Raw genomic sequence first — 20,637 nt, forward strand, 5'->3', positions numbered from 1 at the left:
CTGAATCTGGATTTAGCGTTGGATTGCGTAAGCGGGTGAGGTGATCGTCATGAATGCGGCGAGCTGGGCCCGGCGCTTGCGATCGGCGTCCGACGTAACCGGAACCGCGTTCACGGCGTCGACAATGTCGGCCTTGAGTTCCGGAGTCATCGTATTGCCAGTCAGCAAAAGGTCGAGATAGTCGGCCAGCGCGCTGGCATTGTCGGCGATGGCGATTTCAGGACCATAGTCCGGTGTGAAACTCGGTGCGGTGCCCGAATGGGGCGTGTCATCGAAAATATAGCGCGTCATGATGTTCATGAAGCCGATGGCCGAGCCTTCATTGACCAGCTGGAATTCCGGTGCGGTGAGCCCGCGTGCACCGGTTTCGGTGCCCGGCGCGACAAATCCGGGCCGGTAGAAGTTGAACACTGACGGCGCGAACAGGGGCTGCTGGCCCAGCGCGGACGAGGGGCTCGATGCATCCCTCAGCGTGTATTCGCGGGCAGAGTCGATGTTGGTCAGGTCGAAGGCACGGACCCAGTGAACGAATTTCAGAACCGGCTCGCGAATCTTGCCATTCTCGGCGTCTGTCGTGGCATTGTCGTCGTTCACGGACTGATCGAGCAGGATAGCGGCGATTGTCGCCGCCAGGTCGCCACGCTCGCCGGACCCGAAAACAGTGCCGTTTTTCGCGGTATAGCGGCCCGCATCAAAGACATCGGCGACGCGTTTGACATAGGCCGGGCTGGGCGAACTGGCCGTGAACCGCTGGATCAGCTGGCGTGACACGAAAGGCGCGACATTCGGGTGTGCGAAGATCGTATCCAGGGCGATCCTGACGCTTTCGTCTCCGCCTGTGTTCGGGGGAATGACCGTGCCGAGGAAGCGCTTTTCCAGCGACGAGTGCTCGCCGTCAAAAACGACCAGGCGCTTTGAATTGTTGCCTTGGCTTCCTGTGAAGAAACCGGGGCCTTTCCAGCTGAATCCGGTGAAGACGCGGGCAAGGCCTTCGACATCGTCATTGTCGAACGTCTCGACTTCCTGGCCATTGGTCAGCTTGGGCGTACCGTCCTGATTTAGCTCGATCACGCCGATCGTGAAAAGCTGCATGAATTCGCGGGCATAATTCTCGTCCGGCATGCGGCCAGTCGCCGGATCGCCTTTTTGGTTGCGCCAATATGTCAGGTAGCGCGCCATGGCGCTGGAATAGGTGACCTCTTCCAGCAGATCCCGGTAGTTTCCGAAAGCGTTGTTGGCGAGGACATCGAGAAAATAGCCGACTTGCAGTGTCTGGCCGTACATGTCGGTATCGGAAATGACGAACAATTGAGACAGCGCGAACACCATGCGCGTGCGCAACTGGTCGTTGGCGCCGATCATGTTATTCCAAAGCACGCCACGGTGTTCTTGGGCATCGATATTCTCGCCGGAATTCTGGCGGGCGGTCAGGCCGGGGAGATAAAGCGTGGCCGGCTTGTTGATTTCGGCTGCCACCCAGTCTTCGGTATCCAGGCCGACCACTGCCTGGATGCCGGCATAATCGCTTCCGAAGGTCGCCCGTGCCAGCACGCGTTGTGCTTCAGCCTCGTCATCAATCCGCGTTTCATAAGGCCCGGAGGGAGGGGGCGGTGATGGCGGCGGGGGTGGGGGAGGAGGAGGAGGAGGAGGCGATCCTGGCGGTGATCCGGGAGCCGTGGGCTGTCCGCCGCCTGTCCCGCCATCACTCCCGCCGCCGCAGGCGGCCACAACAGTGGCCAAGATAAGGCTTGCCGCGATCGTTTGCACTTGCTTGCGCGCCGTCGGTTTCATTGGACTTCCCTCTACACTTCGCAAATCCGTTTTACGTTTTCTTCGTCCGAAGTGAACTGAAGGTTTCGTTAGAATCCCCCGTCGCCACTGGGCTTTCGTGACACTTCGTCCATGCCCTGCCATGGGCGCGCGGGTTCAATGCCGCAAACGTGGCAAGTATTGCAATAGTTAATTCAGTTGAAACCTGAATGATAACAGCGGGCAAGGCTCGGAATCTTCAGTATGTGAAGTACTTCAACTGCTGCAATCATTGGGAATCCCACGATCGTGGTCGGAGAAGTATTAATTATACACAAGGTTGTTTTTAAAGCCGTCTTGCCTGCGATCCGGGCGCGCTCGCGAAGGCGAGGCGCCGGGACTTTATACTGACACGACCCGGCCCGGATTCATGATGCCGAGAGGATCGAGCGCCTGCTTGATGGCGCGCATGGCGTCGGTGGCGGCGGGCGGGCGCAATCGGGCGAGTTCGTCGCGCTTCAGCCGGCCGACCCCATGCTCGGCGCTGATCGATCCGCCATGCGCGATGGTCTGGTCGAACACGACACGGGTGATGTCGGCGACATGCGCTTGCAGGACGGGAGCGGCGGCGCCAGACGGTTCGCAGACGGAATAATGCAGGTTGCCGTCGCCGACATGGCCGAAGATGACGAACTCGGCGGTAGGGAAGACTTTCAGTACGGCGGCGTTGCAGCTGTCGATGAAGGCCGGGATGCGGCTGACCGGCACGGCAATGTCCTGGTTGATGGCTGTGCCATAGGCGCGTTTCGACAGCGGGATCGTTTCGCGGATGTGCCAGAAACTTTGGGCCTGCGCCTTGCTGCTGGCGACGACGCCGTCTTTGACCAGCCCCTGGTCAAAGGCCGCTTCTAGCGCCTTTTCCAGTGCGTCGCGGGCGTGCGCCTCGTCGACCATGGACACTTCCATCAGTACACGCCAGGGAAGGTCTGAAGGCAGCGGGTCTCGCGTACCTGGAATGTCTGCCATCACCATGTCGATGGCACCCGACGGTATGATTTCGAAACTCGTTACCGTGTCGCCGGCATGCTGGCGCACGAGAGCAAGCAGGGCGACAACGTCCTCGGTGCTGTCGCAACAGACCCAGGCGCTGGCGCGCTGGACCTGCGGGAAGAGTTTCAGCGTGGCGGCGGTGATCAGGCCGAGCGTGCCCTCAGCGCCCGCGAACAGGTGTTTCAGGTCATAGCCGGTATTGTTCTTGCGCAGGCCCGACAGGCCATCCCAGACCTCACCCCAGGGCAGCACGACTTCGAGGCCGAGGATCAGGTCGCGCATCATGCCATAGCGCAGCACCGCGACGCCGCCGGCATTGGTGGAGATCAGGCCGCCGATCGTGGCGGTGCCTTCCGAACCGAGCGACAAGGGGAACAGGCGCCCGGCCTCCTCGGCGGCTGCCTGCGCCGTGACGAGGGGCGCGCCGGCCTCGATGACGAGGGAATTGTTGAACGGATCGACGCTGCGCACGGCATTCATGCGGCCCATCGAAACGACGATCTCGCCATGTGGTGTGCCGCCGTCGACGAGGCCGGTATTGCCTCCCTGCGGGGTCAGCGCGACATGGTGGGCAGCGCAGAGCTTGACCAGGGCGGCCGCCTCCGCCGTGCTGGCTGGCCGGGCGAGGAAGGGCGTCTCGCCCTTGAACGTGCCACGCCAGGGCGTGGCGACTTCGGCGAGGCGTTCGGGATCCTCGCTCCAGCCCTTGGAACCGAGCAGGTCTTTCGCGGCAGCGAGGAAGGCGGCAGGGGGCAGGGTCATGATGTGAGCTTACGCATGTGGTTGGCGATGGCGATACCGTCTTCACGGTTGGACAGGGCGGTGATGACTCTGTCGCGGGCTGTTTGAGGCTTGTTCTGACCGAGCTTGGTGATGCCTTCGAACCGCGCAGGGGTGAGCGAGAAGGCGCCGATGCCGGGCAACATGGCCTCGAAGCGGCCGGGCGTCATCTTGGCGCGCGACCATGCCGGTTTGGGGGCAAGGCCCGCTTCGAACAGGTCGGACAGGTCGTCGAGCAGGCTTGTGGCGCCTGCATCATGCAGGTGTGCGACCGGGCCTTCAGCTTCGACGGACAGGTAGTTCCATGTGCCGACCTGATCGTCCTGACCATACCAGTCCGGCGACACATAGGCATGGTCACCCGTAAACACGATGAGCGCTCTGCTTCCCCCAAGGAGTGCGGAGGTCACCGCGTTTGCGGCGGAGAGGTGGAAGCGCAGAACTGGCGCGCCTTCTGTTTCGTCGAGCAGGATCGGTGCATGGGCGGCGTGAATGCGCGTGCCATCGGAGGCGCAGACGAGCGCAAATGGATGCGCGCGAGCGCACGCGACCAGCGTGGCGTTATCGGTTTCTCGGAAGGGACGGGCGGGGTGCATGGGCTTGGCTTAGCAGAGGTCGCGAGGGCGTGCGAGAGGGGTGGTGGAGGCTCAGTCGCGGTGAGCGGCGCGTTCCAGCCGGTCGTTGATGGCTTCGCCCAGTCCGGTTTGCGGGATTGGTGCGACAGCGATGCGCTCATAGCGGGCATCGAGTGCGCGCAGAATCGCGAACAGGTTCGCGGCGGCCTCGGCAAGATCGCCCTTGGGCGAGAGGTTGCCTTCGCGCGGGCAATGGTCACCAAAGCCGAGATAGCCTTCGCCAGACATGGGCGTGGCCGCGTTGAGGCGCAGCGCGGCGCGGGGCGCGTAATGGCTTTTCATCTGGCCCGGCGCCGTGATGCCGGCACTGTCGCTCGGTCGAGCGAGCACGACGCCGAGACAGTCTTCCAGTTCCGCCGTTCCGAGCGCTCCAGCGCGCAGGAGTACGGGCGTGTTGCCGGTGAAGTCCAGGATGGTGGATTCGATCCCGATGGCGCAGGGGCCGCCATCGAGGATGAGGGCGATGCGGTCGGCGAGATCGGTGCGGACATGCTCTGGTGTTGTCGGGCTGACATGGCCGGACTTGTTGGCCGAAGGCGCGACGAGAGGGCCGCCGAAGGCGTCGAGCAAAGCCTGGGCAACCGGATGGACAGGGCGGCGCAGGGCGACCGTGTCGAGTCCGGCCCGGGCCAGGTCGCAGACGCTTGCGGTGCGGGCTACAGGCAGGACAATGGTCAGCGGGCCGGGCCAGAAGCATTCCGCCGCCTTGGCCGCCAGCGGCGTGAAGACGGCTTCGCGTTCGGCCATGGCCTGCGAGGCGACATGGGCGATCAGCGGGTTGAAGCGCGGGCGGCCCTTGGCTTCATAGAGACCGGCAACGGCGTCAGGGTTCGCGGCGTCGCAGGCGAGGCCATAGACAGTTTCAGTGGGCATGGCGACGAGCCCGCCGATGCGCAGGATATCCGCAGCGCGGGCCAGGATGTCCGGCGTAGGGGGCACGATGGTTGCAGTCATGGGCGCGCGCTTAGCACCAGCAGGCGCGAGGCGGAACCTATTTGCGCGTGGCCTCACCCGTAACGGTGACCGTGACCGTGTCGCTGACCCATTCGGCACCCGGATCCGAGATCTGGCCGATATTGAGCGCCTTGCGGTCGAATGTCGCTTCGCCTTTCAGGGTGGCGACGTCGCCCGCGATGTCGAGCGTGAAGGCGAGCGGCGTCGTGACCGTGCGGTTCTTCAGGTGCATGGCGGCGGTCGCGGTATAACCGGTGTCGGTTTTGGCGAAATCGGTCAGGTGGATGGTGGCCGTCGGATAGTTCGAAACGTCGAACCATTCGGGCGCGCGCAGGCTGTCATTGTAGAGCTTCTTGCTTGTCGTGGCCGTGCCGGTCGATGCGCTGACGCGCACGTCCGAGGTTCCAACGGCGTCCGGGAAGAAGGCCACGTCCGCTGTCCAGTCCTTGAACGTGCCGGAAAAGGCGTTGCCATCATGGGTGCCGGTGAACCGGATTTCCGACGCATCATAGTTGACGACCCAGTTGGGTTCGACGCCAACCGGTGCGGCGGCGACCGCTGCTCCGGCGCCGGTTGCCGGTGGCGGAGCGGTTTTGCTGCCCGCCATCGATTGCGCGAGCACGGGAGCGGCGGCGATCAGGCCGAACAGCAGCGCTGCGCCACCAAACGCGATGAAGAAGCCACGGGCGGGTGCACGCGGTGGCTGGGTCTTGCCGAACAGGCCCGGGATCATGCGCTTCAGGACACCCTCCTCGGGCGAGAATTCATGTTTCAGTGCGCCGGCGACATGCAGGACAAGTAGGCCGATGATGACCCATGCGCCTTTCGAATGCAGCGTCTCGATCACCTCGTGCACAGGCTTGTTGCCGCGCAGGCCCGACAGGAACGGAATATCTGGCCAGCTGATCGTACCGAACAGCACAGTCGGGACCTGGAGTTTTGCCGTGGACACAAGCGCCCAGCCGAGCAGCGGCATCAGGATCATCAGGGCGTACAGCCCGACATGGACATAGTGCGAAGCTCTGGCTTCCAGGAGCTTCATGCCCGACGGCAGGGCCGGCGGTGGATTCAGCATCCGCCACGCGACACGGATCACCGTCAGGAGCAGGATCGTGATCCCGATCGACTTGTGAAGCTGGTAGCGCGTTTCATTGTCTTCCATGTTCCAGCCAAGCCAGATCATGAAAATGATGAGCGCTGCGATAGCCCAGTGAAGGGCTATCGCGACGGCCGTGTAGCGGGAGACGCTATTTTTAAACATGTCGGGATTTGGCAAACTATTCGGCGGCTTCGCCGAATTCGGCTTCAATGATGATCTCGACTTCGTCACCGACATAAGGCGTGCCGGCGGTCAGGCCGAAATCGGACCGGGTCAGCGTCGTCGTGGCCGAGAAGCCGATATGGTCTTGTTCAGGGGCCCACGGGAACTGGCCGACGCCGTTATATTTCACATCGAGCGTGACCGGCTTGGTGACGCCCAGGAAAGTCAGGTCGCCCGTGACGGTGCCCGTGTCAGGGCCAGTCGTGCTCACTTCTGTCGTATTGAAGGTGATCTGCGGGAAGGCGCCTGCGTTGAAATACTTGTCGCTCTGGCCGAGGTCCTGGTTCCAGCTGTCGAAGCCGCTGTCGGCATGTCCGGCCTTGTAGTCGCCCGGATAATCGGTTTCGACGGAGGCCGGATTGATCGTGGCGGTGAGCGATGTTGCGGAGGCATCATCCGGGTTGAACTGGAGTGTCGCATCGAAATCGGTGAAGCGGGCCGTATAATTGGAAAGGCCGAAGTGCTTCACGCGCCAGATCAGCGAAGCGTGAGTCGGGTCGAGCTTGTAGGCGGCCGTCTTGCCATATTTGACTTCGGCGGCTGGCGCTTCAGCCGGGGCTGCTTCTGGCACAGCAGCAGGCGCTGTTTCGGCGGGCGTTTCGGCCGTGTTGACTGGGGCGGCAGGGCCACCGCACGCGACGAGCGCGAGGGCGGATACGGAAGCAAGGACGAGGCGCATGGGGAGGACTCCTGAGGAATTGATTGGCGGATGGCCGTTGAAGGTTTGCATTTGGATCTTGGCCGTAGGCGTTGTAAATGCTTATCCCGAATAACAATTATTCACAATCCGGAGACCGGCCTGATGCCCTACGACGCGCCCCTCGATGAAATGGCTTTCACGCTTGACGCCGTTGCCGGATTGAAGCGCCTCGAAGGGCTTGCCGGACTGGAAGCTTACGATCCTGACCTAGTTGCGCCGATTCTCGACGAGGCCGCAAAACTGGCGCGCGATGTGCTGGCTCCCCTGAACCAGAGTGGCGATTCGCAAGGCGTCGTGCTGACGGAAGACGGGGTGAAAGCGGCGCCGGGCTTTGCGGCGGCGTATGCCGCGTTCCGCGATGGCGGCTGGATGGGGCTGACTGCGCCGGAAGAATGGGGCGGGCAGGGCCTGCCCAAAGCGCTGTCGCTGGCGGTGATGGAAATGTTCCACGCTGCAAACATGGCGTTCGGCCTCTGCCCGCTGCTCAGCTTCGGGGCCATCGAGGCCCTGCTGGCGCATGGCTCGGATGAACTGAAGGCCGCCTACCTGCCTAATCTCGTGTCCGGCACATGGACCGGTACGATGAATCTGACCGAGCCGCAGGCAGGCAGCGATGTCGGCGCGCTGAAGGCGAAAGCCGTGCCCAATGACGATGGCAGCTATGCCGTCAGCGGCCAGAAAATCTACATCACCTGGGGCGACCATGACGTCGCCGAGAACATCGTTCACCTCGTGCTGGCGCGCCTGCCGGATGCGCCGGCCGGGTCGCGCGGCGTATCGCTGTTCCTCGTGCCGAAATACCTGCTGAACGCAGATGGCAGCCTCGGGGCGCGCAATGGCGCCAAATGTATTGGCCTTGAAAAGAAGATGGGCATCCACGCCTCGCCAACCTGCGTGATGGAATATGACGGAGCGACCGGCTGGCTGATCGGCGAGGCCAACAAGGGCCTCGCCTGCATGTTCACGATGATGAATGCAGCGCGCCTGAATGTCGGCCTGCAAGGCGTGGCCGTGGGCGAAGCCGCCTACCAGACGGCCTTCGCCTACGCGCAGGAGCGCAAGCAAGGGAAGGTGGAAGGCATTGATGGTGCTGCGCCGATCCTGCACCATGCAGATGTGCGCCGGACACTGACGACGATGCGGGCCCGCGTCGCGGCGGCGCGGTCTATTTGTTACGCGTGCGCCGTGGCGGCTGACCTGGCAGAGGCCGCGCCGGATGCCGACGTGCGGGCGGCGGCGAAGCTGCGCGAAGACTTGCTGACCCCGATCGCCAAGGCCTGGTCGTCTGACATGGGCGTCGAAGTCGCCAGCATGGGGGTGCAGGTGCATGGCGGCATGGGCTTCATGAACGAGACGCTGGCCGCCCAGCTCTACCGGGATTCCCGCATCGCCCCGATCTATGAAGGCACCAACGGCATCCAGGCCATTGATCTGGTCGGGCGCAAGCTGAGCGGAACGAATGGCGAGTCGATGCGCGTGATGCTCGGCGAGATCGAAGGCAGTGCAGCAGCGGCGCGGGCGACCAATGATCCGCAACTGGTGCAGATCGCCGACCGCCTGAGAGCGGCGGCAGAGGCCTTGCGCGAGGCCAGCGACTGGATGCTGGCGCAGATGAAGAGCCGTGACCAGGACAAGGCGCTGGCAGGCGCAACCGCCTATCTGGCACTGGCTGGCGACGTCATCGGCGGGCATTTCCTCACCCGCGCAGCGGTGGCGGCGCGCAGCAGCGACGGCGCCGCACGGGCGCGGCGGCTGGCTCTGGCGGGCTTCTTCGCTGAGACCGCGCTCGCCTCGGCGCCGGGCCGTGTGGCGGGCATCACCGAAGGTGGCAGCCGGTTCCTGGAGAATTCGGAAGCCCTGTTCGGGGTTTGATTGCGGCGTATCAGCCGGGCAGTTTCGGCAGGGCGAGCAGGCAGAGCAGCGATCCGCACGACAGCGCTGCCGCGATGCCTGCCAGCGGGGCAATCCCCAGTGTGACGAAAGGCGCGGCCACGGCAGTGCCCAATGCGGTCGTCGACAGGATGGCGACGAGAACCAGCGCCGCACCGCGCGCATCGTCGCCGTTTGATGCAAGGATGGCCCGGAAGAACCCCGGCGGGCCGCGCAGGCCGAGTCCAAGGTTCACCGGTACGAACAGGATGGCGAGCGCCAGCCGATCGGTTCCGCCGATCAGGCCATCGGCGGTTAGCGCCAACAGGCCCGACGCCGAACAGGATGATGCGTTCCGCACCGAAACGGTCAGCGAGCCGTCCGGCGACATTCGACCCGATGATGAGCAGGGCAATGCCGGTCACCTGCATGATGATGAAATCGTTCAGGGTGCCGCCAAGCCCCTTGGTGATCATGGCGGGTGCACCGAACACGAAGATCAGCAGGCCGCCAAGCGTGAAGGCCTGGCTGAGCGCGTAGCGCAGGAAGACCGGGCTGATCGCGAGGCGGAGATAGCTGCCAGCGCCGCGCGTCGGATCGGGCGCCGGCAAGCGATGGCGCAGCAGGCCGACGAGCGCGGCGACGACCAGGCTGAGTCCGCCCGTCACGATGAAGGAACTCTTCCAGCCGGAGGCGACCAGCAACCACACGCCGATTACCGGTGCGAGCGCCGGCACGAGGAATTCAACGCTGGCCATCAGGGCGATGGCGCGCACGGCGCGGGACTCGCTGAACATGGCGCGAATCATGCCGGGCGCGAACACGGCAGCAGCTGAGCCTGTCAGGCCCTGGCCGAAGCGTAGGCCGACAAGCAAGGGGCAGCGACGGCGCAAGGGTGCAGGCCAGCGAAATCAGGGCATAGGCGATGAAGGACAGGACCAGTAGGTTGCGCTGGTCGAAATGCGCGCCGAGTTCGCCATAGAGGACAAGGCCGATACAGCCGCCTGCAACGAAGGCGGCGAGGACGAGTTGCGCCATGGCCTGGCTGCCGCCGAGCGCGTCCGCCAGTCCGGTATGGCGGGAAGGACAAGGTCGGTTCCGGCTATGCCCAGCGTCGTGCCGATGATCAGCAGCGCAAAGGCCAGCGCGGGCGTCTGGTGGGGAGGAACCGGCTGGGCCATCGCCGCGGGCTTATGGATGAAGCCACCCGGCGTGTCGACCATCAGTTGCGACGGGCAGGACGCAACTGTAAGAGGTGACAAAACTGCCGCAGGAGGCATCGTTCGGCCATGGCGTGGACCAAGACCTATAGCGGCACTGAGCCGATGCGCGTCAACAAGTGGCTGGCGACCGAGGGCGTGTGCTCGCGGCGCGAAGCCGATGCGCTGATCGAGAAGGGCCTCGTCAAGATCAATGGCGAAGTGCTGACCGAGGCGGGCTACAAGATCGAGGACGGCCAGACGCTGACCCTGACCGAGAAGGCGGCGCGGCGGCTCGATAACCAGTTGTCGCTGATGTTCCACAAGCCGGTCGGGATCGTCTCGGGCACGCCGGAACCGGGCGAAATCCCTGCAGTGCGCCTGATCAATGAAGACAGCCTGTCAGGCCGCGCCCATGCCATTCCGGGCCGCAACAACCGTCTCGCGCCGCTGGGCCGGCTCGACAAGGACTCGCACGGCCTGCTGATCCTGTCGGAAGACGGCGTTCTGGCCAAGGCTCTGATCGGGCCCGAAAGCAAGCTGGAGAAGGAATACCACGTCAAGGTGCGCGGCGACGTCACCGAGGACAAGCTGACGAAATTGCGCCACGGGCTCGAACTTGACGGGCGCCAGCTGCGGCCAGCGGACGTGACCGTGATCAAGGGCAATGAGCTGAAATTCATCCTGCGCGAGGGCCGCAATCGACAGATCCGCCGGATGTGCGACCTGGTCGAGTTGCGCGTGATCGACCTCATACGCACGCGTATAGGGCCGCTATCACTGGCCGGGCTGCCAGAAGGCAAGTGGCGTCCGATCAGCGGACGCGAGCGCGACGAGCTGCTGCGCTGGGAAGTGCAGGGCTTTTCGGCTGAACCGGCTGCGCCCGTCGTGGTTGAACGCAAACGCCCCTTGCCAGCAGGGAAGCGTCCGACAAGCCCCGGCAAGAAGCCGATGGGGAAACCGCGCGGTGACGGCGCGCCTGCCAAGCCGAAGCCTGCCGATCCGAAGTTCAAGCGGACCAAGCTGGCCCCGCGCAAGCGTACGCCGATCAAATAGGCACTGACCCAGCGTGATGGCTCGACGCGAGTGATGCGGGGCATATGCTGGCTCATGGACGGATTTCAGACACCTAAACCCAAGCGCCCCAAGCTCGATTATCCGCACGGCGACGTGCGGCCAGAGCTGGGAGAGACAATACAGGTCGCACCGGGAATCGAATGGGTCAGCATGCCGCTGCCCTTTTCGCTCAAATTCATCAATCTCTGGCTGATCGATGACGGCGACAGCTGGACGATCGTGGACACGGGCCTGCCCCTGCCGGAAACGCGGTCGGCCTGGAAAAGCCTCATCGAGGCCCGGATCACGCGCGACAAGCCGCTGAAGCGGGTGATGGTCACGCACATGCACCCCGACCATGTCGGCTGCGCTGGCTGGCTCTGCCACAAGTATGGCGCCGATCTCTGGATGAGCCGGCTGGAATACATCACCTGCCGGATGCTGGTGTCGGACACCGGCCGCGAGGCGCCCAAGGCCGGCGTCGATTTCTTCTGCCGTGCCGGCTGGAATGACGCCCAGATCGACAATTACAAGGAACGCTTCGGCGGGTTCGGGCGCGGCGTCAGCCAGATGCCGGACGCCTTTCACCGGCTGGCCGACGGCGACACGTTCGAGATGGCGGGCGAAGCCTGGGAAGTCATCACCGGCAACGGCCATTCTCCCGAACATGCCTGCCTCTACTGCCCGTCGCTGAACCTGTTGATTTCGGGTGACCAGCTATTGCCGCGCATTTCGTCGAACGTGTCGGTTCACCCGACCGAACCGGATGCCGATCCGCTGCTCGACTGGATGACCAGTTGCGAGAAGCTGCTGGAACGCCTGCCGGAAGACGTGCTGGTCCTGCCGGCGCATAATGAGCCGTTCCGCGGCGCACATGCACGGCTGCGCCACCTGATCGACGGCCACGAGACAGGCCTGTCGCGCCTGAAAGGGCGGATGCAGAAGGGGCCCCTGACCGTGATGGACACGTTCACCAGCCTGTTTGGACGGGCCATCCAGCCGGACGAGGTCGGCATGGCCACCGGTGAGGCCATCGCGCACCTCAATTGCATGGTCCACCGGGGCGAAGTCGTGTCGATTGTCGGTGACGATGGCGTTTCGCGCTATCAGCTGACCTGATCGCAATTGCTGGAACACATGTCGATTCGGGCCTTTTGCAGTGCCCGGGCAGATTACGCCTTCGCATCTGAAGCCGGTTTCGTCTAAGAAGTCGGCTGGTAGCAGACAGATCAGGTGACTCCGCGATGGCACGAGATGGCGACAAGGCCGATTCAAATCCCGAGGACGAAGACCTGACCTTCGCCGACAAGGTGAAGCGGGAACTGCACGAGTGGGGCGTAACCCTCGCGGTCTTCGTGCCGATCTTCATGCTCTTTTCCGGCTTGCTCTACGAACAACGGGTCATCCCGTCCGAAAGCATGGTGCCGACGCTGCAGGTCAGCGACCGGGTGGCCGTGGCCAAGTTCGCTTATGGCTATGACCGGTATTCGCTGCCGTTCAGCCTTGGCCGCTACCTGCCCATCCCGGCGGGACGCATCTTCGCAAGCGACCCGAAACGCGGCGATGTGGTCGTGTTCGAGCACCCGCATACGGCGCGTGTGATGATCAAGCGCGTGATCGGCCTGCCCGGTGATCACATCCAGATGATCGGCGAAACCGTCTACATCAATGACGCACCGATCGAGAGCGAGTTCATGCGCACGGTGCGTTACCTGCCGCATGGCCGCAGCCGCGCGGTGACCGCCTATGAGTGGCGCGAAAGCGATGGCGACAAGCACTGGCTGACGAACCGGCAGGAAAAAGGCGATGCAGGCGATAATACGGTCCTGTTCGTTGTTCCGGCGGGACATATTTTCCTGATGGGCGACAATCGCGACAATTCGCTGGATAGCCGCTTCCTTTCCGGCCACTGCCCGCCAGTCGATGGCGTGGTTGACCGTGTGGGTTGTCCGCTTAGCGTCAAGTCGATGGATGCGTCTGTTGGGTTCGTGCCGATGGACCACCTTGTCGGACGGGCCGAGACCGTGATCCTGTCGCTGTATCGCTGCAAACTGGAAGACGATGAACCCTGCAAGAAACGGGTCTGGCGCGGCCTCTAGGTCTTATTCTTCTACAGGATGCAGCATGGGCGGGTGATTGGAGCCTTGCCGCATGCGGCCAACACCGCTAGTGGCAGTCTTCAGACTGGGCTCGCGGGGCCCTTTGCATGCTTGAAGACAGGCCATTTTGCGATGCCAGAAACGACATCGACAGGAACTCGGCGCGGCCCGATCGTAGTGTCTCGGCATGGCCGGCCGCAACTCGACAGGACCGCTGGCCCGCGCCTCGGCTGGCGCGACTACAAGGACTGGTGGGACAGCTACGAAGAGAGCCCGCTCCGTGACGACCAGATCGCTCCCGATAATCTGAAAAACCTGGTGGCGGACGCCACGCTTGTTTTCGCCTCGGCGCGAATCCGGGCGCAGGAAACAGCGGCCCGTGCGGCACCGCACATGGATGCGATCCATGACCCGGTGTTCAACGAGGCCCCCCTGCCACCGCCACGGATTGTCGGCGTGAAATACCTGCCCAAGACATGGAACGTGCTCGCCCGCGCGGCCTGGCTCAGCGGACACTCGCTGGATGGCGAAAGCGTTTCGGAAGCGCGTGTGCGTGCGGCGCTGGCTGCGCAGAAACTGCACGCCGCGTCCGAAGAGCAGAAAGTCTACCTGGCCGCACACGGCTGGTTCAACCGGATGCTGCGTCCGGAAATCAAGAAATTAGGCTGGAAATGCGTCTATGATGGTGGCGACAGCTACTGGAGCCATCGCATCTACGAATACCGGGACAAGTAATCGTTTCAGAGGTTGTGGACGCCAAGCGCGCGCTCTAGAGTTGCCGCACATAAACACGGGCGAACCAGAATGGCTGATGCGAAAGAAAAACCGGTCGACAAGATGAGCTTCGAAGAAGCGCTGGTCGAACTCGAAGGCATCGTCAAACAGCTTGAGGCCGGGGAAGTAGAGCTGGAGAAATCCATCGCGATCTACGAGCGCGGCGCATCCTTGAAGGCCCATTGCGAGTCGCGCTTGAAATCCGCGGAACTGAAGGTCGAGCAGATCGTCCAGGGAGCCGGAGGCGTTACGACAGAGCCTGCGAGCTTTGAATAGGGTCATTGGCCGGATGGGGGACGACGCCGAATTCGAGCTGCGCCTGAAGGAGGTTGCCGACAAGGTCACCGTCGCACTCGACCAGTTGATCCCGCCGGCCAGCGGGCCCGAAGCCAACCTGATGCGCGCGATGCGCCACGCCGCGCTTGCCAATGGCAAACGCATGCGGCCTTTCTTCCTGCTGGAAACCGGCTCGATGTTCGATGCACCGGAAAAGAGCCTTTTGCGCACCGCTGCGGCGCTCGAGTGTGTGCACACCTATTCGATGGTCCATGACGACCTGCCGTGCATGGACGATGACGATTTCCGGCGCGGCCAGCCCACTGTCCACAAGGCGTTCAACGAGTCGACCGCCGTTCTGGCAGGCGACGCGCTGCTGACGCTGGCCTTTAAGATACTGGCGTCCAGCGAGACACATGACGACGCGTCGGTGCGGACCATGCTGATCGAGCGTCTGGCCGATGCGGCAGGCGCGCGCGGCATGGTTGGCGGCCAGATGATCGACATGCTGGAAGAGGACAGCCCCCGCGACCTCAACACGATCACGCGGATGCAACGCCTGAAGACCGGCGCGCTGATTTCCTACGCAACTGAAGCGGCGGGCATTATCGGCGGCGCCCGTGAACCGGAGCGCAACGCACTGGCCGGGTTCTCGAATGACCTGGGCCTGGCCTACCAGATCGCCGACGATCTGCTCGATGCAACAGGCGACGAAAATGCCGTCGGCAAGCCTTTGCGCACCGATGAAATCGCGGGAAAAGCGAACTTTGTGACCCTTTTGGGCATCGACGGGGCCCGACAGCGTGTGCGGCTTCTCGCCGCTCAGGCGAAGGAACACCTCGCTATATTTCGTGATCGTGCCGATATTCTACTGCAATCGGTTGATTTTGTATTGGATAGAACCCGTTAAACAGGGCGAGTCATAATATAAACCCAAATGCGCTGTCTCTGGCAGCCAGTGATTATTGAAGGGTCCGTGGATAGATGACCAAACTTAGCCCGAACCGGCTCCTCGATGCGATCAATTCGCCCGACGACCTGAAAGGGTGGTCGCGTGCCGAATTGAAACAGATCGCGCAGGAAGTGCGCGAGGAAGTCATCGATGTCGTGTCGGTCACCGGCGGGCATCTCGGTTCCGGTCTCGGCGTGGTTGAACTGACTGTCGCGATCCATGCCGTGTTTAACGCGCCCGCCGACAAGCTGATCCTCGATGTCGGCCATCAATGCTATCCTCATAAGATTCTCACCGGACGCCGGGACCAGATGCGCACCCTTCGTCAGGGCGGCGGCCTGTCCGGCTTCACCAAGCGCGACGAGAGCGAATACGATCCGTTTGGCGCGGCGCACGCCTCGACCTCCATTTCGGCCGGCTTCGGCTTTGCCAAGGCGCGCGACCTCCAGGGCAAGGACAACAATGTCATCTGCGTCATCGGCGACGGCGCGATGACCGCCGGCATGGCCTATGAGGCGATGAACAATGCCGGCGCCGACAAGTCGCGCCTGATCGTTATCCTCAATGACAATGACATGTCGATTGCGCCGCCCGTCGGCGCGATGAGCAATTACCTGTCCAAGCTCGTCTCCTCGCGGCCCTATCGCGGCCTGCGCCGGATCGCCAAGAAAGTCGTCAGTCCGATCGGCCTGGAATCGCCCGCGCGGCGCGCCGAGGAATACCTGCGCGGCTTTGCCATGGGCGGCACCTTGTTCGAGGAGTTGGGCTTCTACTATATCGGCCCGATTGACGGCCACGACCTCGATACGCTGATCCCGATCCTCGAGAACGTGAAAGCGATGCGCGAAGGCCCGATCCTGATCCACGCGGTCACCCAGAAGGGCAAGGGCTATACCCACGCAGAGAATTCCGCTGACAAGTATCACGGCGTATCAAAATTCTCGGTCATCACCGGCGAGCAGGCCAAGGCCAAGCCGTCCGCGCCAGCCTATCAGAAGGTCTTCGGGCAGACGCTCGTGAAGCTTGCCGAGACCGATGACAAGATTTGCGCGATCACCGCCGCCATGCCGTCAGGCACGAGTACAGACGTTTTCGAGAAGGCCTTCCCGGACCGCAGTTTCGATGTCGGCATTGCCGAACAGCACGCGGTGACCTTCGCGGCCGGCCTTGCGGCCGATGGCATGCGCCCGTTCGCGGCCATCTACTCGACCTTCCTCCAACGCGGCTTTGACCAGGTCGTGCATGACGTGGCGATCCAGCGCCTGCCGGTCCGCTTCGCGATTGACCGCGCCGGCCTTGTCGGTGCCGACGGCCCGACCCATGCTGGCAGTTTCGACATCGGTTTCCTTGGCGCCCTGCCGGGCATGATCTGCATGGCCGCCGCCGACGAGTGCGAACTCGCGCGCATGGTCGTGACGGCTGCACAAATCGATGACGGGCCGAGCGCCTTCCGCTATCCGCGTGGCGAGGGCACGGGCGTGGTCATTCCCGACGTGCTGCTGCCGCTCGAAATCGGCAAGGGCCGCATCCTGCGCGAGGGCACGACAATCGCGCTGCTGTCCTATGGTACACGCCTGCAGGAAGCGCTGAAGGCTGCCGAGATGCTGTCGGCGCAAGGCCTGTCGGTGACGGTCGCCGATGCGCGCTTTGCCAAGCCACTTGATGCAGACCTCGTCGAACGGCTCGCCCGGGACCACGAAGTGCTGATCACGCTGGAAGAAGGCGCCACCGGCGGCTTTGGCAGTTTCGTGCTCGAACATCTCGCCAAGATCGGCGCGCTCGACCGGGGCCTCAAAATACGCCCGATGACGCTGCCGGACGTGTTCCAGAACCATGATACGCCCCAAGCCATGTACGAAGAGGCCTGCCTCACGGCCCGTCATATTGCAGCACGCGCCATCGAGGCCCTCGGGCGCGGCGACATTGCCGAAATCGACCGGCTCGCCCGCGCATGACGGAAATGCAAGTTGTTCGGCGACTCTGACCCGGGCTAGAGTTCCCGGTATGACCTTCAGAATGATTCCCTTGTGCGCGCTTATCCTCGCCGCGCTGCTCGCGGCCTGCGCCACGGTGCCGGCGGGCATGGGCCCCGCCTTCGACACGGCCATGTCCCACGCGAAGGCCGATACCAATCCCTATGCCGCAGACGCGACCCTGTCCGAGCTCTTGTCGAACGCGAGCCTGTCAGATGACCAGCGCGCGCGAGTGCTGTATGCGCGCGGCAGCCTGTGCCGCCAGGCGGGCGATGACCGCCGCGGCGCCGTCAAGGATTTCGAGGCCATGTTGGCACTGGCACCCGATCATCCGCTGGCGCCGAACGCCAAGGAAGAGCTCGAATTCGCCCGGTCAGATGTCGAGACGATCGAGGCAGGTCTCCAGCGCATGCTCAACCTGACCCAGTGGTTCGACAGCATGTGGGTCCTGGGCGACCACGACACGGCGGTTGCACGCTATCGCGCTTCTGGTCTCAATCCGAATGAGGCCGAGATCGTCAAGCTGGCGGCAGCCGGATATGTTTGCCCGGACGCGGATGGCCATCCACCCGTTTACACACGGGGCGACATGCGGCCTGATCTCGAGAACCTGTATTGGTGCTCCGGGCCGGGTGCCTGAAGACCGGGCTGGCCGAAGGAAACACACTTTCTCCACAAATCCGCCCTGTCTAAGCACTCCTTCCCCGGCTAGGGAAGAAAACCGCCTGTCCAAACCAAATTCCTGATGGAGCCAAATAGATGATCCGTATTTCCCTCTTCGCCGCCGCGTCGGCGCTCATGCTGGCGGCCTGCGCCTCAGCGCCTGAAACCGGCAAGGTTCCCGGTGGCAGCGATGCCGCTGTCGCCACGGCAGTTCCGGACTCGGCGTTTGAACTGGCGATGCAGACGGTTGAGGGCCTCGTCGAGGCGGGCAACACCCAGGCCGCGAATGATCGCCTGACCCAGCTGCTTGGCAGCCCGGCATTGAGCACGGACGAGTATGCCGAGGCATTGTTCCGCCGCGGCGAGATCCGCTTCGGTCCGGGCGGCTACGACGCGCTTGGTGCGGTCGAGGATTTCCAGGAGATTGTCGATACCTATGGCGACACAGCCTGGTATACGGCAGCGATGCCGATGCTCGATTCGGCCCGCAGCAAGGTGACCACGCTCGAAACCCAGCTGTCGCAGCCCGAAACAAGTAAGCTCCAGAAATTCAATTTCCTCATGGAACTGGGCCTGCACGAGGACGCCATCGACCTGATGATCGCCAATGACCTGTCGCCCGACAATGAAGCGCTGATCGCCATGTTTGACATTGGCTACCTGTGCGAGGGCGACGAACTGACCGGGCGTGCGTATGACGCTGTGGAGCGAGACGGCGCTGTGCGCTCGCTGCGCTTCTGCGATTTCGGAAAATAGGTTTTCTGCGACATCCTTCCTCAAAATGCCCCGTTGCCTCGGCTCCGGGGCATTTTTTTGTCCGGAAAAGCAGGTTTCCACATAAAGGGCACTGTTATCCCCGTAATGGGCGTGGTTTCTGTTATTCAGATCAAAAAAACACCGGAGGATACCGAATGCCCGCAGACACCGCCGCGCCGACATGGCCCGTCATCTCCATTGCTGACGCCAATGATGCCCTTGCTGGCCCCGGTTCACCGCTGGAACTGGTGGACGGTGAAATCGATGGCGTGAAGATGAAACTCTATGCCAACGCGCCGCCGACCATCCGGTCGATCCTGGAAATGGCGGCCACGACCTGGCCCGAACGCGATTACATCGTCTACGAAGACGAGCGTGTGACATTCGGGGCCTTGATGCTCGCCGTGCAGAATTTTGCTGCCGTGCTGCGCGACACTTACGGGATCAAGAAGGGCGACCGCGTTGCGATCATCATGCGCAACTATCCCCAATGGCCGGTGGCCTTCTTTGCCGCGTCGAGCCTGGGCGCCATCGCGACGCCGATGAATTCCTGGTGGACGGGAGAAGAACTGGAATACGGCCTGTCATTCGCTGGCGTGAAGCTGGCGGTTGTTGACGCCCAGATTTTCGAGCGCCTGCGCGACCATCTGAAAGACCTGCCGGAACTCGAACATGTGGTTATCGCCCGGGACAAGGGCGAAGATCACAATGATCCGCGCATCGCCAGCCTCGAACAATATATTGGTGAAGCGAACAGCTGGGCCGGCCTGGACGATATCGGCCTGCCGGATGTGGAGCTGCTGCCCGATGACGACGCCACGATCATGTACACGTCGGGCACGACAGGTAAGCCGAAGGGCGCACTGTCCTCGCACCGCGCCGTGATTTCCAACATGTTCAACTCGTCGACCTGTCAGGCGCGCATGTTGCTGCGCCGCGGCGAAGCGATCCCCGAACCGGATCCGAACGAGCAGGGCGGCACTCTGCTGGCGATTCCGTTCTTCCATGCGACGGGCGCCTTCGCGATCCTGATCCCGTCCCTGATGCGGGGCGACAAGATTGTGTCCATGTACAAATGGGACGCGGGCGAAGCGCTGCCGATCATCGAAAGGGAAAAGGTCACCTCCGTTGGCGGGGTGCCGGCAATCGCCTGGCAGCTGCTGGAGCATCCGGACCGGGACAAATATGACCTATCGACGATCAAGGCGATTTCCTATGGCGGCGCGCCATCTGCGCCGGAACTGGTATCGACGATCAAGAAGCGCTTTCCGGATGCCGCCCCCGGCAATGGCTGGGGCATGACGGAGACCTGCGCGACCGCCACGCTCAATATCGGCGAAGACTATGTGAACCGGCCCAACAGCGCCGGTGCGCCGCCGAATGCCGTGGAACTCAAGATCTGCGATCCGGATGGCAACATCATGCCAAAGGGCGAAGTCGGTGAATTGTGGTGCAAGAGCCCATCCAACTGCAAGCGCTACTGGAACCGGCCCGAAGCAACCGCCGAAACCTTCCGGAACGGCTGGGTGGTGACGGGCGACCTTGCACGCATTGACGAGGAAGGTTTCCTCTTCCTGGTCGACCGGGCTAAGGACATGCTGATCCGTGGCGGCGAGAACATCTATTGTATCGAAGTCGAGAGCGCCCTTTACGATCATCCGGCGGTGATGGATGCGGCCGTTGTCGGCATTCCGCACAAGATAATGGGTGAAGAGGTCGGCGCTGTGGTTCAGCTCAAGCCGGGCAAGACCGTGTCGCAGGATGAGTTGCGGGCGCATGTCGCGAACCTGCTTGCGTCGTTCAAGGTGCCGGTCGAGATCCAGTTCCAGGA

General features: G+C 63.0%; 19 protein-coding genes and 1 pseudogene. 11 read left to right on the forward strand and 9 right to left on the reverse strand.

Annotation, left to right across the window (positions count from 1 at the left end):
- Nucleotides 1-12: 12 nt before the first annotated feature.
- The 6 genes from ACESNB_RS08180 to ACESNB_RS08205 all read right to left on the reverse strand — a co-directional run bounded on the left by ACESNB_RS08180 (nt 13) and on the right by ACESNB_RS08205 (nt 7,168).
- Nucleotides 13-1,551, reverse strand: coding sequence for a DUF1800 family protein (locus tag ACESNB_RS08180; protein ID WP_373006139.1), 1,539 nt, complete (start codon nt 1,549-1,551; stop codon nt 13-15).
- A 600-nt stretch (nt 1,552-2,151) separates the two neighbouring features.
- A complete protein-coding gene (locus tag ACESNB_RS08185; protein WP_373006141.1) occupies nt 2,152-3,561 on the reverse strand; it encodes an FAD-binding oxidoreductase in 1,410 nt (469 codons plus the stop codon).
- A complete protein-coding gene (locus ACESNB_RS08190) occupies nt 3,558-4,175 on the reverse strand; it encodes an FMN-binding negative transcriptional regulator (protein ID WP_373006144.1) in 618 nt (205 codons plus the stop codon). Before ACESNB_RS08190 ends, ACESNB_RS08185 begins: the two co-directional genes overlap by 4 nt.
- A gap of 51 nt (nt 4,176-4,226) precedes the next feature.
- Nucleotides 4,227-5,168 (reverse strand): L-threonylcarbamoyladenylate synthase, encoded by a 942-nt coding sequence (locus tag ACESNB_RS08195; protein WP_373006146.1) that lies wholly within the window; start codon nt 5,166-5,168, stop codon nt 4,227-4,229.
- A 37-nt stretch (nt 5,169-5,205) separates the two neighbouring features.
- A complete protein-coding gene (locus ACESNB_RS08200; RefSeq protein ID WP_373006148.1) occupies nt 5,206-6,429 on the reverse strand; it encodes a cytochrome b/b6 domain-containing protein in 1,224 nt (407 codons plus the stop codon).
- A 16-nt stretch (nt 6,430-6,445) separates the two neighbouring features.
- Nucleotides 6,446-7,168: a YceI family protein gene (locus tag ACESNB_RS08205; protein ID WP_373006150.1), complete on the reverse strand. Its 723-nt coding sequence runs from the start codon at nt 7,166-7,168 to the stop codon at nt 6,446-6,448.
- Between the two features lie 123 nt (nt 7,169-7,291).
- On the opposite strand from ACESNB_RS08205, the gene ACESNB_RS08210 reads away from it, so the two are divergent.
- Complete coding sequence (locus tag ACESNB_RS08210; RefSeq protein WP_373006152.1) at nt 7,292-9,061, forward strand: acyl-CoA dehydrogenase; 1,770 nt, start codon at nt 7,292-7,294, stop codon at nt 9,059-9,061.
- A 10-nt stretch (nt 9,062-9,071) separates the two neighbouring features.
- Here ACESNB_RS08210 and ACESNB_RS08215 read toward each other — a convergent pair whose 3' ends face one another.
- From ACESNB_RS08215 to ACESNB_RS08225, 3 genes and pseudogenes are all read right to left on the reverse strand, one after another.
- Nucleotides 9,072-9,314: a hypothetical protein gene (locus ACESNB_RS08215; protein ID WP_373006178.1), complete on the reverse strand. Its 243-nt coding sequence runs from the start codon at nt 9,312-9,314 to the stop codon at nt 9,072-9,074.
- Nucleotides 9,315-9,447: 133 nt separating this feature from the next.
- Nucleotides 9,448-9,882 (reverse strand): annotated as a pseudogene (locus ACESNB_RS08220) (MFS transporter); the annotation flags it as partial.
- A gap of 87 nt (nt 9,883-9,969) precedes the next feature.
- Nucleotides 9,970-10,320 (reverse strand): hypothetical protein, encoded by a 351-nt coding sequence (locus ACESNB_RS08225; protein WP_373006154.1) that lies wholly within the window; start codon nt 10,318-10,320, stop codon nt 9,970-9,972.
- Nucleotides 10,321-10,347: 27 nt separating this feature from the next.
- On the opposite strand from ACESNB_RS08225, the gene ACESNB_RS08230 reads away from it, so the two are divergent.
- The 10 genes from ACESNB_RS08230 to ACESNB_RS08275 form a co-directional block, all read left to right on the forward strand.
- Nucleotides 10,348-11,313: a pseudouridine synthase gene (locus tag ACESNB_RS08230; protein ID WP_373006156.1), complete on the forward strand. Its 966-nt coding sequence runs from the start codon at nt 10,348-10,350 to the stop codon at nt 11,311-11,313.
- Between the two features lie 54 nt (nt 11,314-11,367).
- Nucleotides 11,368-12,432, forward strand: a complete 1,065-nt coding sequence (locus ACESNB_RS08235) for an MBL fold metallo-hydrolase (RefSeq protein ID WP_373006158.1) — start codon at nt 11,368-11,370, stop codon at nt 12,430-12,432.
- Between the two features lie 125 nt (nt 12,433-12,557).
- Nucleotides 12,558-13,412 (forward strand): signal peptidase I, encoded by an 855-nt coding sequence (lepB, locus tag ACESNB_RS08240; protein WP_373006160.1) that lies wholly within the window; start codon nt 12,558-12,560, stop codon nt 13,410-13,412.
- Nucleotides 13,413-13,544: 132 nt separating this feature from the next.
- Nucleotides 13,545-14,147, forward strand: a complete 603-nt coding sequence (locus tag ACESNB_RS08245; protein ID WP_373006162.1) for a histidine phosphatase family protein — start codon at nt 13,545-13,547, stop codon at nt 14,145-14,147.
- Between the two features lie 69 nt (nt 14,148-14,216).
- Complete coding sequence (locus ACESNB_RS08250; protein WP_373006164.1) at nt 14,217-14,462, forward strand: exodeoxyribonuclease VII small subunit; 246 nt, start codon at nt 14,217-14,219, stop codon at nt 14,460-14,462.
- A gap of 13 nt (nt 14,463-14,475) precedes the next feature.
- Nucleotides 14,476-15,372 (forward strand): polyprenyl synthetase family protein, encoded by an 897-nt coding sequence (locus ACESNB_RS08255; protein ID WP_373006166.1) that lies wholly within the window; start codon nt 14,476-14,478, stop codon nt 15,370-15,372.
- A gap of 74 nt (nt 15,373-15,446) precedes the next feature.
- Nucleotides 15,447-17,369: a 1-deoxy-D-xylulose-5-phosphate synthase gene (dxs, locus tag ACESNB_RS08260; protein ID WP_373006168.1), complete on the forward strand. Its 1,923-nt coding sequence runs from the start codon at nt 15,447-15,449 to the stop codon at nt 17,367-17,369.
- A gap of 49 nt (nt 17,370-17,418) precedes the next feature.
- A complete protein-coding gene (locus ACESNB_RS08265) occupies nt 17,419-18,027 on the forward strand; it encodes a hypothetical protein (RefSeq protein WP_373006170.1) in 609 nt (202 codons plus the stop codon).
- Nucleotides 18,028-18,146: 119 nt separating this feature from the next.
- Nucleotides 18,147-18,806: a hypothetical protein gene (locus ACESNB_RS08270; protein ID WP_373006172.1), complete on the forward strand. Its 660-nt coding sequence runs from the start codon at nt 18,147-18,149 to the stop codon at nt 18,804-18,806.
- A gap of 155 nt (nt 18,807-18,961) precedes the next feature.
- A partial coding sequence (locus ACESNB_RS08275; RefSeq protein WP_373006174.1) for a class I adenylate-forming enzyme family protein occupies nt 18,962-20,637 on the forward strand: 1,676 nt, incomplete at its 3' end.

The sequence above is a fragment of the Hyphomonas sp. genome, assembly GCF_041689225.1.
Classification (GTDB): domain Bacteria; phylum Pseudomonadota; class Alphaproteobacteria; order Caulobacterales; family Hyphomonadaceae; genus Hyphomonas.